Here is a 12,682-nt window from a genome sequence, read left to right on the forward strand (position 1 = left end):
GCCTATGCGCAAAAGTATGAGGGATGGGATGGATATCGTTTCGGCATTGCGGACCTTCCAGCGCGTCGTGGAGACGGGCTCGTTTTCAGCCGCCGCGCACGATCTCGACGTGACCCAGCCGGCGGTCTCGCGGCAGGTCGCCGCACTCGAAGGCCATTTCAACATGCGCCTCCTGCATCGCACGACGAGCGGCCTGTCGCTGACGGCGGAAGGAGAGCGGATGCTGCCAATGGCGCTGAGGATTCTCGAAGCGGTGGAGGAACTCGGCGATGCCGCCGGATCGGATGGAGCGATCGCTTCGGGCAAGGTCAGGCTCAGCGTTCCGGCACCCCTCGGGCTCTATCTCAGCGAGCGGCTGGGCGATCTTCTCGCCGCTCATCCAAAACTCTCGGTCGAACTGCTGTTCAGGGAGCAGAGCTCAGATATGATCGAGGAGCGACTCGATCTCGAAGTGCGCCTTGGCCCGGTCGCCGACAGCAGCCTCGTCTGCCGGCGGATCGGCTGGACGACGGCCTTCCTCGTCGCGTCTCCCGCCTATCTCGCGCGCAGGGCGGCTCCGCGCGCGCCAAAGGACATCAAGGACCACGAATGCCTGTGCTACAGCAGGGCAGGCGAGGCCAATACATGGTCCTTCTCGAACGGCTCGGAAGACATATCGGTCAGGATCTCGCCGCGGCTGACCGCCTGCAACGCCGTCGCCATTCACAGGGCCGCCGTTGCCGGCGCGGGGCTTGCGGTGCTCTCCCACATCATCGCCATGCCCGATATCGCCGCCGGACGGCTGATCCCGGTGATGAAGGATTTCCAGCCGAGCCGCCTGCCGGTCACCGTCGTCTATCCCTCGCGACGCAACATGCCGCTCCGGGTCAAGACGGTTCTGGATTTTATGATCGGTGCGATGGCGCAGGACCCGTCGATGTGCGCGAGCGGCGTGGACCGGGGCTGAAACCGATGAGTGCGGTGATCTGCCGTCATCGCCCAGCAGCGTAAGTTTCCGCCTTGCCTAAGTCAGGCGAATCCTGCCAAGTCGTCTGATCATGCAATTTGCGCCGCAACAAGACGAAGCCCTGAAGGCTGTTTCGAAATGGCTGAACGAAGGGCGCTCGCCGCTCTTTCGCCTGTTCGGCTATGCCGGAACGGGCAAGACGACGCTTGCCCGGCATTTTGCCGAAAATGTCGATGGTGACGTGCTGTTTGCCGCCTTCACGGGCAAGGCTGCGCAGGTGCTGCGCTCGCGCGGCGCCTCCAACGCCAAGACCATTCATTCGCTGATCTACCGCCCACGCGGCGAGGAGGCGGTGGAGGACGAGGAAACCGGCAAGACCTCGATCGCGCCGATGTTTTCGATCAACCGGCAGAGCCCGGTCGCGAAAGCCGCGCTGATCATCGTCGACGAATGCTCGATGGTGGACGAGGCGCTCGGCAAGGATCTGATGAGCTTCGGCACGCCGATCCTGGTGCTCGGCGATCCCGGCCAGCTGCCGCCGGTCTCGGGCGGCGGTTACTTCACCAATCAGGATCCGGATTATCTGCTCACCGATATCCACCGGCAGGCGCGCGACAATCCGATCATCAAGCTCGCCATGCAGGTGCGAGAGGGCAATGAGATCATGTATGGGGACTACGGCACGGCCAGGGTGATCTCTAAAAACGAGGTGACGCAGCAGCTCGTGCTTGATGCCGACCAGGTGCTCGTCGGCACCAATAGGACAAGGCGGCGTTATAACCAGCGCCTGCGTGAATTAAAGGGCTTCAGCGCCGATTATCCGCAGACCGGCGACAAGCTCGTCTGCCTCCGCAACGATCCGGCCAAGGGCCTGCTCAACGGCTCGCTCTGGCAGGTCATGACCTCGTCGAAGGAAACGACGAAGCCCGGCATCAATCTCCTAGTCCGCCCCGAAGACGACGACATGGATCGCGGGGCCGCCAAGATCAAGCTGCTCAAGCAGGCCTTCGAAGATGTCGAAGGCGAGATTCCCTGGAACACCCGCAAGCGTTACGACGAGTTCGACTATGGTTATGCCCTGACCGTCCACAAGGCACAGGGTTCGCAATGGAACGACGTCGTACTATTCGACGAGAGCTGGGCCTTTCGCGATACCAGGGAGCGCTGGCTCTATACCGCGATCACACGCGCGGCGGAGACGCTGACGATCGTTCGCTAATCCAATCGCGTTTCGCGATCCGATCGCGTCTCGTCATTCTGGTTGGGACGGGGCGGCCGGGCCTGGTCCGTCTTTAAGCCTGCACAATGCCGAGCAGGACCGCCTTGGCGATCGCCTGGAAGCGGTTGTTGGCGCGGAATTTCAGGATGATTTCGGCCTCGAGATCCCTGGTCTCGTCATGCTTCAGATCGAGCGCCCGGGCAATGCGCTGGGTGGAGTAGCCCTCTGCCATCAATTCCAGGCAACGCCGTTCCTGCGGGGTCAGGCTGGAACTGTCCTGATTGTCGTTGAGGGGCTGCGCCTCCATGCTCTCGTCGAAATCAAGGAGGTCACCGACCTGCTGGAGCTGGCGGTGCAGCGTCGACATTTCGGCCGTCAGCTCGCGCTTGCGCACCTGCAGGGCCTCGCGGAACATCGCCTCGGCCGCTTCCTGCGAATCGGCGCCGCGAAGCTCATTCATCAATTCCTGGATCACGGCGATCGGCATGCCCGTTTCGCGGCAGACGGTGATGACGGCCATGCGCATCACGTCGTCCTGGCCGTAAACCCGCATCGGGCCGATGCGATTGGCGGAGATCAATCCCTTTTCTTCGTAGAAATGCAGGGTCCTGTGTGTAACGCCGAACGCGTTTGCCATGTCGGCAATTGGCACCGGACCATCAGGCAGATCCGGCGGCAGCGCGGCCGAAGGCAGAAACCGGTATCTGAACCGGGCCTCCGAAGCGATACCGGCGGTAGCAAACAGGCGTTTGGAACCGTCTGGCATGAACCCTCCTAGGGCATCTTGTTGCACCTCATGCGGATTTGCCAGTTGCTTCCCGGTCGCGGCGAGTGGGGTTTCCTCTGAGCGTCTGATATGGGGAAAGAAGCAGTACGCGGCTTACGTTTACGCGACACAATGTCCACGTTATGCGTGAACGATCTTTTTTTGAAGTCCTAAAAATAATCTCTTTTAAATGGGATAGCAACGCGACGGCATCAATTGCAGGCTGTTGGGGTGTGCTGCAGCAAAACAAATCCGCTGCCATGCCGCATCGGCACGGCGACCTTCAAGGGCGATGAGAATTGCTGTTGTCGGCGCGGCGGGGCAGCAAATCTCGACCGCACGGTAATCCCATCAGCAACCGGTATCGGATCCATTTGCGAATCTCGTTGGCCATTGCCGGGCACTTGGCTTAAAAGCGGAGCCTCCGTTTCAGCGCCGATGGATATCAGACATGCCCGCCAAGCTCTCCGTGAACCTTAACGCCATCGCCATGCTGCGTAACCGGCGTGATCTGCCCTGGCCGAGCGTCGAAGCCCTCGGGCGCATAGCGCTTGCATCGGGAGCCAGCGGTCTGACGGTGCATCCGCGCCCCGACCAGCGCCATATCAGATTTTCCGACCTGCCCGTCATCCGCAACCTGATCGACGATGAATTCCCCAAGGCCGAGTTCAACATTGAGGGCTACCCGACTGAGGAGTTCCTCGATCTCTGTGCCGGCGCTGCACCCGAGCAGGTGACGCTGGTGCCCGACGACCCCTCTCAGGCGACCTCCGATCACGGCTGGGATTTCCGCAAACATCAGGCTTTCCTCACCGATGTCGTCGCACGGCTGAAGATGATGGGGTGCCGTGTCTCGCTCTTTGCCGATGGCGACGGCGACACAGAAGCGGTCGAGATCGCCAAGGGGGTGGGTGCTGACCGGATCGAGCTTTACACCGGCCCCTATGGCGGTTGCTACGACGCACCGGAGCGGGCAGCGCCGATCCTCGAGGCGCTAAGCCGCACGGCGGACGCGGCGCTGGCGATCGGCCTTGCCGTCAATGCCGGGCATGATCTGACGGTCGCAAACCTGCCCGACCTGGTGAAGCGCATTCCTGATCTCGCCGAAGTTTCCATCGGCCATGGATTGACTGCCGACGCGCTGGAATACGGCATGGCGGAAACGGTGCGGCGGTTCCGCAGGGCTTGCGGGCAGAAGGTCTGAGGAAGGCCGCTGCCCTTAGCGCTTCGAGTGGGATCGAGTCACGACGTTTCTGGCGGTGAGACGGACGGGGCATATCGCGTCTCCCTCGCCAAGGAGTTGGGCGCGCTGGATTCCTGTGCTTGTCACAGGAATCCAGCCACGGCGCGTCTGCGCCGTGAGTGACTCATTTGCGGTAATGAGATTTTCCCGTCAAAGTCTGGTCGCTTATCCCTACCTCAAGAGCAGGAATAAGCGACAGATTCAATGGCCTCCGGCGCTGCCAGCCGCCGTCAGCGCTGCCTTATGCGCCACAAAAAAATCCTTCAGCGGCTGCGGGTGCTTGCCGGTCAATTTGGTGAAGTCTTCGGTGACGATCGCGAATTTGCCGGCGCGGGTGTTGGCGTCGGCGGAGACCAGCATGTCGGCGATGAAGTCGGGGAGGCCGGCGCCGCGGATGCCTTGGCCGAGCTGTTCGTCATTGACGTCGACCACTTCGAGCGGTTTGCCGGCGGCCTCGGAGACGGTGGCGGCGACCTGCCGGTTGGTCAGCAGTTCAGCGCCCGTCAGCGTGTAGGTGGCGTTTTCGGAAGTCCCCGAGGCAAGGGCTGCGGCAATCGCGAGGGCGCAGTCGTCCCGCGAGATGGTCGAGATCTTGCCGTCGCCCGTGGCGCTGTACCATTTGCCGCCCTGCAGGTTGTGCGGCATGCCGTGCAGGTAATTGTCGTGATACCAGGCATTGCGGAAGATCGTATAGTCGACGCCGCTCGCCTTGACGGCGTTCTCGCTGCCGAGGTGATCGGGCGCGAAGACGACGAGCGAATCGTCGGGCGCCGGCATCGAGGTGTAGGCGATGTGCTTGACGCCCGCCTTGGCGGCGGCAGCGACGGCAGCCTTGTGCTGGGTGAGGCGCTTGCCGGGGGTGTCGAGCGCATCGGTGCTGATGATCAGCAGGCGGTCGATGCCGGCGAAAGCCTTTTCCAGCCCTGCCGCGTCATCGAAATCGGCCTTGCGCGTGACGACGCCCTTCGCTGCGAGAGCGGAAAGCTTCTCGGGGTTGCGTGTCGCCGCGACGATCTTGCCGGGGGCGACCTTGTAGGTTTCGATGAGGTGATGGATGACACGCTGGCCGAGCTGTCCGGCGGCGCCGGTGACCAGGATGGTTTCGCTCATACGTCATTTCCTTCTGCGTTTGATAGGTGGTCTCAAAAAGAGACTAGCACTAGAATAGGAATTGACTTCGCGGTGTAAAGGAGGCAGTTTTTCGGCTGTACGTTACCAAAAAGGAACCATCCAATGAGCGGCGAGGTCCTAAGTCTGAAGAACAGGATGCCGGGGATGCGGCGCGAGATCGATCTTGCCGGCCTCGATTTTTCCAATTGCCCGGTGCGGGACATGATGCAGCAGATCGGCGGCAAATGGTCGACACTGCTGCTCGAGGTGCTGGCGGCCGAGCCCCGCCGCTTCGGCGAGTTGCGGCGGATGCTGCCCGATATCTCGCAGCGCATGCTGACACAGACGCTGCGCGACCTGCAGAGGGACGGTTATGTCAATCGCGAGGTCTTCCCGACCAAGCCGCCGAGCGTTGAATATTCGATGACCGATCTCGGCCGTTCGCTCTACCAGCCGCTGTCGCAGCTTCTCAACTGGGCGGAAGCGAACCACGAGGCGGTTCGTGATGCTCGCTTGCGCTTCGATTCTGCCGAGAGCTAGGCTTTATTGCTGCGCCCTTCCGTCAGGAACAGCAGGAAGGCCAGTGCCGGGAAGGCGAAGCCGATCCAGGCCGTCATCGTCCAGCCGCCGGTCGCATAGGCCCAGCCGCCGAGCGCCGAGCCGAGCGCGCCGCCGGCAAAGAAGGTCGCCATGAAGAGGCCGTTCAGCCGGCTGCGATGTTCCGGATTCAAATCGTAAATGGCGCGCTGGCCGCAGACGAGATTGGTGGTGACGCCGAAATCGAGCGTGATCGCGGCCAAGGTCAGAAGAATCAGGGCGGTGAGCGAGCCGTCGCTTGCGAAATGGCTGATCAGGAAGGAAGCCATGCCGAGCAGCATGGCGATGGTTGAGGCGATCTTGGTCATGCCGCGATCGGCGAGCCGGCCGGCAATCGGCGAGGCAATGGCGCCGGCGGCACCGGCGAGCGCGAAGAGCGCGATGCCGTTCTGCGTCAGGCCGAAGGCCGGACTTGCGAGCAGCAGCGGCGTCGTCGTCCAGAACAGGCTGAAGGCGCCGAACATGCCGGCCTGATAGAGGGCGCGGCGTTGCAGCACGCGTGAGGTCAGCGCCAGATGGGCCATGGAGGCAAGCAGCTCGCCATAGCCGAGCTTGGTTTTCGGCACGCGGACCGGCAGGTTGGCGCGGAGCACGATGGCGAGCACGAGCATCAATGCGGCCGTGACGTAATAGACCATGTGCCAGGAGGAGGCCTCGGCGACGAAGCTCGCGAAAGGCCGCGCCAGCATGATGCCGCAGAGCAGGCCGCTCATGACATTGCCGACGACCTGGCCGCGCGTCGCATCTGGCGCCATGTTCGCGGCAAAGGGCACGAGCACCTGGACGGCGACCGAGGCGAGGCCGATGGAGAGCGAGGCGATGAGGAACATGGCAGGCGTCGTCGAGAGCGCGGCGCCGATCAGCGCCACGGCGGAGACGGCGATCAGCAGCAGGACCAGGCGGCGGTTTTCCGTAAGGTCGCCGAGCGGCACGATCAGCAGCAGGCCGAGACCGTAGCCGATCTGCGTCAGCGTGACGATCAGACCGGTCGCGGCAGGGGAAAAGCCGAGATCGGCGCTGATCGGCCCGGCAAGCGGCTGGCCGTAATAAAGATTGGCGGCCACCAGCCCGCAGGCGGCGGCGAAAAGAAAGGTGAGCCAGGGGGATAGCGCTCGTGGAATGGCTTTATCCGGCGTGGTGGCTGAAACGCTCATCAGAAACTCCGGTATTCAAGGATCGTGAGAATTGACTGCAAGAATGCTGGCTGCGGCCGCCCGATTTTGACCGGATGCCGCATTTCGATCGTTTATGCGCGTGGCCTGAAGCGCGTTTTTCAGGTCACGAGCTTCATCGCCGCTTCGGCTGCGGCGACCATCTCCTGCCTGCTGCGTCCTGTCTTGCCGATGACGCGCAAACCCTTGGTAAGGCAGAGAAAGGCGAGGGCGGCGGCATCAGGGTCCACCGTCTTCGGGATGGTCCGGTCGGCCTGGCCGATGCGGATCAGATCGGCCATCAGCTTCTCGTCGGCGGCAAAAGCAGTGGCGACATGAGCGGCCGTTTCATCGTCGAGCAGCGCGAAGTCATTGGCGCCGCCGACGACGAGGCAGCCTTTGCGGCCGGCCTCGCCATGGGAGAGCTCCGTATAATACATCACCATTTGAAAGACCTTTTCGCGGCCCGTTTCGGCCGACGCGATCATCGCTTCCAGGCGACGCCGCCCGAGCTGGCGATAACGGGCAAAGGCGGCGATGAAAACGCCGCGCTTGTCTTTGAACGCCTTATAGATGCTGCCTGAGGCAAGGCCCATCGCCTCGGTCAACTCGCTGATGGAGGTGGCGTGATAGCCGCGTTCGGAAAAGACCCGCAGGGCAGCATCCAGGGCCGCGTCCTTATCGAACTCGCGCGGGCGGCCGCGGCTGCGGGTTTTTTGATCTGATGTGAGGTCGGCAACGGTCATGTACCCTAATTAGGAAATGATCGTTTCCAAATCAAGTCGAATTTCTGCGATGCAGCAAATTCAGAGATCCAGCACCCAGGTCTGGCCGTTCGCCTCGGGGCCGAACATCCGATGTCTCTCCTCGGAGACAAGCCGGAAGCCTGATTTGACGTAAATGGCGCGGGCGGTGTCCAGCATGTCGTTGGTCCAGAGCGAAAGCTCGCGATAGCCCTTCTGCCTGGCAAAGCGGATGCATTCGTCGACCAGCAGCTTGCCGAGTCCGAGACCGCGGGCTGCTTTGTCGACATAGAGCAGGCGCAGCTTGGCGATGCCGTCGCCGCCATTGGTAACGAGGATCGAGCCGACATTGACGCCGCCGCGTTCGGCGATCCAGCAATATTCGCGCGCCGGATCGAAATTGGCGAGGAATTTTGCGGCGACGTCTGCGACGAGCGCCTCGAAGCGCAGGTCCCAGCCATATTCTTCGGTATAGAAGCGGCTCTGGCTCTGGACGATCCAGCCAATATCGCCGGCGCGATGGGCGCGGATGACCGAAGGCGCCGGTTTTGCCGTGGGGTCGAGCAGGGCGCGGATCGTGCCCATGGCACGCACCGCCGCTTCCCGTTCGCCGGCCGCAAGCATATCGAAACGGGCGGCGATCTGCGCATTGGCGCGCCGGCCGAGTTCTTCGAATTGTTCTCGTCCCCGGTCGGTGACAGTAATGATCTGGCTGCGGAGATCGGCCGGAGCGGCATTGGTTTCGATCAGACCCTCGATGCGGAAACGCTTGAGAATGCGGCTGAGATAGGCGGGGTCAAGATGCAGATCGCGAGCAAGTGCTGTGGCGCTGACGCCATCATGCGAGCCGATCTCGAAGAGGATGCGGGCATCCGTCAGCGTATAGGGCGAGTCGAGATAGGCCTTGTTCAGGAGGCCGAGGAAGTTCGTATAGAAGCGGTTGAAATCGCGGGCGGTTTCGATGAGGGCGATGTCGGACATGGTGATCTCCAAAGGGAGATCTCATCAGGTTGGTGACAAGGCCGACCACCCACGCCTCCGTCATGCTCGGGCTTGTGCCCCAAGCATCTGCCTCCGGTCGATAGGGCATTAGATCCTCGGCACAAGGCCGAGGATGACGTCGCGTAAGGGTGAGGCGTGTCAACAAACTGACAAAAGTCTCCGTGTGAAGACCTTTGTCATGTATTTAGTTGACTGAGTCAACTAAATTGTCAGCCCGCCTTAGGCGGCTTCCTCTTCCGCTTCTTCCTCGGCGCCTAGAGCGAATTCCACCGCTGCCCGGGCATGGATCGTCGTGGTGTCGAAGCCCGGCAGCGGCAGGCGGTTAGGATCGAGGATCAGGCAGATCTCGGTGCAGCCGAGGATGATGCTGTCGGCGCCATGTTCCTTGGCGCGATCGATGATATCGATCAGCTTTTCCCGCGAGCTGTCGTGCACCCTGCCGGCGCAGAGCTCGTTGAAGATGATATCGTGCACGGTGGTCCGGTCGGCGGCGTCGGGCACCATGATGTCGACGCCGAGGGCCTTCATGCGCTCGGCGTAGAAGCCGTGCTCCATCGTGTAGCGGGTGGCAAGCAGCAGCGGGCGCTTGCGGCCGGCCGCATGCAGCGATTTCGCGGTCTCGTCGATGATGTGGATCAGCGGCACGGAAATCTTCGCCGCAACTTCCTCGGCGATCAGGTGCATGGTGTTGGTGCAGATGAGAACACAGCCGGCGCCGGCGATCTGCAGGCGCAGGGCCACGTCAGCGAGGCGGCGGGCGGCGCCTGCCCAGTCTCCGGCCTTCTGAAGAGCGACGATCTCCTCGAAATTGACCGAATGCAGGATAAGCTCGGCCGAGGCGAGGCCGCCTTTGCGGGCGCGCACCATTTCGTTGACCAGGCGGTAATAGACCGCCGAACTTTCGAAACTCATGCCGCCGATCAGGCCGATCGTTTCCATCTCTTCATGCTCCCATGTTTCAACTTTCGAAAATGATGCCGCAATGCCGGCGCGCTGTGTTTGCGTTGTTTGTCTGTTGGATAGCATCTGTGCTACGATTTTGCGCAACTTGACGAAAGCGCGCAAATGTAGCGCGCATGATAGGCTCGACACGATGCTTGACGATCGCGACCGACGGATTCTCGACACACTGCAACGGGATGCTGGGATATCCGTGACAGATCTTGCCGAGCGCGTGGCGCTTTCGGTCTCGGCCTGCTCGCGGCGGATCCAGCGGCTGGAGGAGAGCGGTCATATAGCCCGGCGCATTGTCGTGCTCAACCGCGAGAGGATGGGTGTGCCGACGACGGTCTTCGCCCTCGTCAAGACGGCGCATCATTCCGACGAATGGACCGAGAGCTTCCGCAGGGTCATCGCCGACATTCCTGAAATCGTCGAGGCGCACCGGCTGACCGGCAATCACGATTACATCCTGAAGATCGTCCTGCCGCGCGTCGAGCATTATGACGTGATCTATAAGCAGATCGTGCGAAAGCTGGAGCTCTTCGACGTCTCGGCGTCGATTTCGATGGAGGAATTGAAAAATGGCATGGCGATACCCGTGGGTTACGCCGCAGGGCATGGGTAGCGATTAATCGGTCTCAATATGGAACGATTTCAGACATATTACGTTCACCTTTGGTTCAGGAGGAGGGGAGGATATTTCCTTCACTTGGAGGAGTAGAGGAGAACAATCATGAGAAAGCTAACCGTCGCCGCGTTATGCTTGATCATCGGTGCCTCCGGCATCACGCCGGCTCAGGCGTTTCCGGCAATCAACCCACCCAGAATCGAGGCGCAACAGCAGCAGCAAATAGAGCATGTGCGATGGCGTGGCCGAGGTGGACGTCACCGGGGAGCTGAGTGGGGCTGGGCCCTGGGTGGTCTAGCCGTCGGCACCATAATTGGCGGCGCGTTGGCGCAGCCCTATTATGGCTCCCCTTACCGCTACTACGGTTCGCCATACCGCTACTACGGTTCGCCCTACCGCTATTACGGGTCGCCTTACCGCTATTATGGCTCGCCCTACCGCTACTATGGTCCGCCCTACCGCGAGTATGGCAGGTATTATGCCCCGCCTTATCGGAACTACGCATCATCCGCCTATTATAGAGGCGGCCGCAGCCACGTGAGCTGGTGCTATGCCCGGTATCGTTCCTACAGGGCTTTCGATAATACCTTCCAGCCTTATTATGGACCCCGTCGCCAGTGCATCAGTCCCTACTGATTGACACTTGCGCATTGGCGCTGTGAACTGGTTCCAGGTCGACCGACGTTATGATCCGTTCGGTCGGCCTGTCTTTATCGAACGTCCACAGAGGCCCGGTCTTGGCAGCTATAGCTGTCACTCCGCCTGACTCCCGCTCTCAAGCTCTGCCGGGGCGGATCGCAGACGCACATATAATCTAACGTGCATCGCGATCGTCTGGCTGCGCTCTAACCGCCACATGTTGCGCTCACCAAAACGACTGTGCATCTGCACGGCATGCTGTGTCGACTGCGATCGCTGCACGGGAGCCATTCCGAAACGGCGGTTGCAACATTTGCTGCGAAAGCCACATTGGTTCCGAGCGAAATGGCGCAAAAAGGGTAGGTCATGAGCGAGCATCATGTCGTCGTTGTCGGCGGTGGTTTCGGCGGGCTGCAGCTCGTCAACGGGTTGAAGGGCGCAGGCGTGAAGATCACGCTCATCGACCGGCGCAACCATCATCTCTTCCAGCCGCTGCTCTATCAGGTGGCGACGACCATCCTCTCCACCTCCGAAATCGCCTGGCCAATCCGCCGCCTCTATGCCGACCGGCCTGACGTGACGGTGCTGCTGGGCGAGGTCACCGATGTCGACAGCGGCGCGAAGACCGTGTCGTTACGCAACGGCATGACTCTGGGTTACGACACGCTGGTGCTGGCGACCGGCGCGACGCATGCCTATTTCGGCCATGACGAATGGGAGCCGGTGGCGCCCGGCCTGAAGACGCTGGAGGATGCGACGACGATCCGCAGACGCGTGCTGCTCGCCTTCGAGAAGGCGGAGATGGAGGCCGATCCCGTCGTGCGCGACGCGCTGCTGACCTTCACCATCGTCGGCGCCGGGCCGACCGGCGTCGAGCTTGCCGGCATCATCGCCGAGCTCGCGCATTTCACGCTGCCGAAGGAATTCCGCAATATCGACACGCGCAAGACCCGTGTCGTGCTCGTCGAGGCCGGCCCGCGGGTGCTGCCGACATTTGCCGAAGAGCTTTCGGCCTATGCGCAGAAGGCGCTGGAGAAACTCGGCGTCGAGGTCCTCCTCGGCAAGCCGGTGACCGAATGCCGCGCCGATGGTGTACAGATCGGCGAAACCTTCGTCCCAAGCCGGACGATCGTCTGGGCGGCCGGCGTCACCGCTTCGCCGGCGGCCCGCTGGCTTGACGTGGCGGCCGACCGGGCAGGGCGCGTCGTCGTCGGGAAGGATCTGAGCGCGCCCGGCCTGTCCGATGTTTTCGTCATCGGCGACACCGCCTCGGTGATGCGCGAGGACGGCAAGCCGGTGCCGGGCATTGCGCCCGCCGCCAAGCAGCAGGGCGGCTATGTCGCCAAGGTCATCCGCGCGCGTCTCTCGGGCAAGCCGACCCCGGCGCCCTTCCGCTACCGACATCAGGGAAGTCTCGCGACGATCGGCCAGAGTGCGGCGATCATCGATTTTGGCCGGATCAAGCTGAAAGGCTGGATCGCCTGGTGGATCTGGGGTCTCGCCCACATCTACTTCCTGATCGGCACCCGCTCCCGCTTCTCCGTCGCCTGGAGCTGGCTGTGGATCTATCTCAGCGGCCAGCACAGCGCCCGGCTGATCACGCAGCGGGAGACGATGCGGGAGGAGGGGTAGGCTGCTGACGAATGGTGTCAAATTATAGGGGGGCCACACGGTACATCTCCTCCTCCGTCACTCC

At 62.0% G+C, this 12,682-nt stretch carries 13 protein-coding genes; 7 read left to right on the top strand and 6 right to left on the bottom strand.

What is annotated here, in order from left to right; all coding sequences use genetic code 11:
• Positions 1 to 28: 28 nt before the first annotated feature.
• Together GA0061105_RS06460 and GA0061105_RS06465 are read left to right on the top strand one after the other, a co-directional pair.
• A complete protein-coding gene (locus GA0061105_RS06460) occupies positions 29 to 946 on the top strand; it encodes a LysR family transcriptional regulator (protein WP_092748843.1) in 918 nt (305 codons plus the stop codon).
• Between the two features lie 91 nt (positions 947 to 1,037).
• Positions 1,038 to 2,165: an ATP-dependent DNA helicase gene (locus tag GA0061105_RS06465; RefSeq protein ID WP_092748845.1), complete on the top strand. Its 1,128-nt coding sequence runs from the start codon at positions 1,038 to 1,040 to the stop codon at positions 2,163 to 2,165.
• Positions 2,166 to 2,238: 73 nt separating this feature from the next.
• On the opposite strand, the gene GA0061105_RS06470 is transcribed toward GA0061105_RS06465, so the two are convergent.
• On the bottom strand, positions 2,239 to 2,931 hold the full coding sequence (locus GA0061105_RS06470) for a MerR family transcriptional regulator (protein WP_092748847.1): 693 nt from the start codon (positions 2,929 to 2,931) through the stop codon (positions 2,239 to 2,241).
• Positions 2,932 to 3,382: 451 nt separating this feature from the next.
• Between GA0061105_RS06470 and GA0061105_RS06475 the strand changes: the two genes are divergently transcribed.
• Positions 3,383 to 4,135 (top strand): pyridoxine 5'-phosphate synthase, encoded by a 753-nt coding sequence (locus GA0061105_RS06475; protein ID WP_092748849.1) that lies wholly within the window; start codon positions 3,383 to 3,385, stop codon positions 4,133 to 4,135.
• Positions 4,136 to 4,375: 240 nt separating this feature from the next.
• Here the strand turns inward: GA0061105_RS06475 and GA0061105_RS06480 are convergent, their stop codons facing one another.
• Positions 4,376 to 5,284 carry an SDR family oxidoreductase gene (locus tag GA0061105_RS06480; RefSeq protein ID WP_092748851.1) on the bottom strand — a complete coding sequence of 303 codons (909 nt, stop codon included), beginning with the start codon at positions 5,282 to 5,284 and terminating at the stop codon, positions 4,376 to 4,378.
• A gap of 123 nt (positions 5,285 to 5,407) precedes the next feature.
• On the opposite strand from GA0061105_RS06480, the gene GA0061105_RS06485 reads away from it, so the two are divergent.
• Positions 5,408 to 5,824 (top strand): winged helix-turn-helix transcriptional regulator, encoded by a 417-nt coding sequence (locus tag GA0061105_RS06485; protein ID WP_064694623.1) that lies wholly within the window; start codon positions 5,408 to 5,410, stop codon positions 5,822 to 5,824.
• Here the strand turns inward: GA0061105_RS06485 and GA0061105_RS06490 are convergent.
• From GA0061105_RS06490 to GA0061105_RS06505, 4 genes are all read right to left on the bottom strand, one after another.
• Complete coding sequence (locus GA0061105_RS06490) at positions 5,821 to 7,035, bottom strand: MFS transporter (RefSeq protein WP_092748853.1); 1,215 nt, start codon at positions 7,033 to 7,035, stop codon at positions 5,821 to 5,823. The genes GA0061105_RS06485 and GA0061105_RS06490 overlap by 4 nt on opposite strands.
• Before the next feature lie 119 nt (positions 7,036 to 7,154).
• Complete coding sequence (locus tag GA0061105_RS06495; RefSeq protein ID WP_092748855.1) at positions 7,155 to 7,778, bottom strand: TetR/AcrR family transcriptional regulator; 624 nt, start codon at positions 7,776 to 7,778, stop codon at positions 7,155 to 7,157.
• Between the two features lie 60 nt (positions 7,779 to 7,838).
• Complete coding sequence (locus GA0061105_RS06500; protein ID WP_092748857.1) at positions 7,839 to 8,756, bottom strand: bifunctional helix-turn-helix transcriptional regulator/GNAT family N-acetyltransferase; 918 nt, start codon at positions 8,754 to 8,756, stop codon at positions 7,839 to 7,841.
• 240 nt (positions 8,757 to 8,996) lie between these two features.
• Positions 8,997 to 9,716, bottom strand: coding sequence for an aspartate/glutamate racemase family protein (locus tag GA0061105_RS06505; RefSeq protein ID WP_092748859.1), 720 nt, complete (start codon positions 9,714 to 9,716; stop codon positions 8,997 to 8,999).
• Between the two features lie 154 nt (positions 9,717 to 9,870).
• Here GA0061105_RS06505 and GA0061105_RS06510 point away from each other — a divergent pair, with 154 nt between their 5' ends.
• The 3 genes from GA0061105_RS06510 to GA0061105_RS06520 all read left to right on the top strand — a co-directional run bounded on the left by GA0061105_RS06510 (position 9,871) and on the right by GA0061105_RS06520 (position 12,618).
• Positions 9,871 to 10,344: an Lrp/AsnC family transcriptional regulator gene (locus GA0061105_RS06510; protein WP_092748861.1), complete on the top strand. Its 474-nt coding sequence runs from the start codon at positions 9,871 to 9,873 to the stop codon at positions 10,342 to 10,344.
• Between the two features lie 108 nt (positions 10,345 to 10,452).
• A complete protein-coding gene (locus GA0061105_RS06515; protein ID WP_092748863.1) occupies positions 10,453 to 10,983 on the top strand; it encodes a BA14K family protein in 531 nt (176 codons plus the stop codon).
• A 369-nt stretch (positions 10,984 to 11,352) separates the two neighbouring features.
• A complete protein-coding gene (locus tag GA0061105_RS06520) occupies positions 11,353 to 12,618 on the top strand; it encodes an NAD(P)/FAD-dependent oxidoreductase (RefSeq protein WP_092748865.1) in 1,266 nt (421 codons plus the stop codon).
• Positions 12,619 to 12,682: the final 64 nt, after the last annotated feature.

Origin of the sequence: Rhizobium aethiopicum, from assembly GCF_900094625.1 — a bacterium.
GTDB lineage: Bacteria > Pseudomonadota > Alphaproteobacteria > Rhizobiales > Rhizobiaceae > Rhizobium > Rhizobium aethiopicum.

Coding starts and splice junctions, on each gene's coding strand:
- GA0061105_RS06460 (WP_092748843.1), top strand. CDS start 29: ATGGATATCGTTTCGGCATTGCGGACCTTCCAGCGCGTCGTGGAGACG.
- GA0061105_RS06465 (WP_092748845.1), top strand. CDS start 1,038: ATGCAATTTGCGCCGCAACAAGACGAAGCCCTGAAGGCTGTTTCGAAA.
- GA0061105_RS06470 (WP_092748847.1), bottom strand. CDS start 2,931: ATGCCAGACGGTTCCAAACGCCTGTTTGCTACCGCCGGTATCGCTTCG.
- GA0061105_RS06475 (WP_092748849.1), top strand. CDS start 3,383: ATGCCCGCCAAGCTCTCCGTGAACCTTAACGCCATCGCCATGCTGCGT.
- GA0061105_RS06480 (WP_092748851.1), bottom strand. CDS start 5,284: ATGAGCGAAACCATCCTGGTCACCGGCGCCGCCGGACAGCTCGGCCAG.
- GA0061105_RS06485 (WP_064694623.1), top strand. CDS start 5,408: ATGAGCGGCGAGGTCCTAAGTCTGAAGAACAGGATGCCGGGGATGCGG.
- GA0061105_RS06490 (WP_092748853.1), bottom strand. CDS start 7,035: ATGAGCGTTTCAGCCACCACGCCGGATAAAGCCATTCCACGAGCGCTA.
- GA0061105_RS06495 (WP_092748855.1), bottom strand. CDS start 7,778: ATGACCGTTGCCGACCTCACATCAGATCAAAAAACCCGCAGCCGCGGC.
- GA0061105_RS06500 (WP_092748857.1), bottom strand. CDS start 8,756: ATGTCCGACATCGCCCTCATCGAAACCGCCCGCGATTTCAACCGCTTC.
- GA0061105_RS06505 (WP_092748859.1), bottom strand. CDS start 9,716: ATGGAAACGATCGGCCTGATCGGCGGCATGAGTTTCGAAAGTTCGGCG.
- GA0061105_RS06510 (WP_092748861.1), top strand. CDS start 9,871: ATGCTTGACGATCGCGACCGACGGATTCTCGACACACTGCAACGGGAT.
- GA0061105_RS06515 (WP_092748863.1), top strand. CDS start 10,453: ATGAGAAAGCTAACCGTCGCCGCGTTATGCTTGATCATCGGTGCCTCC.
- GA0061105_RS06520 (WP_092748865.1), top strand. CDS start 11,353: ATGAGCGAGCATCATGTCGTCGTTGTCGGCGGTGGTTTCGGCGGGCTG.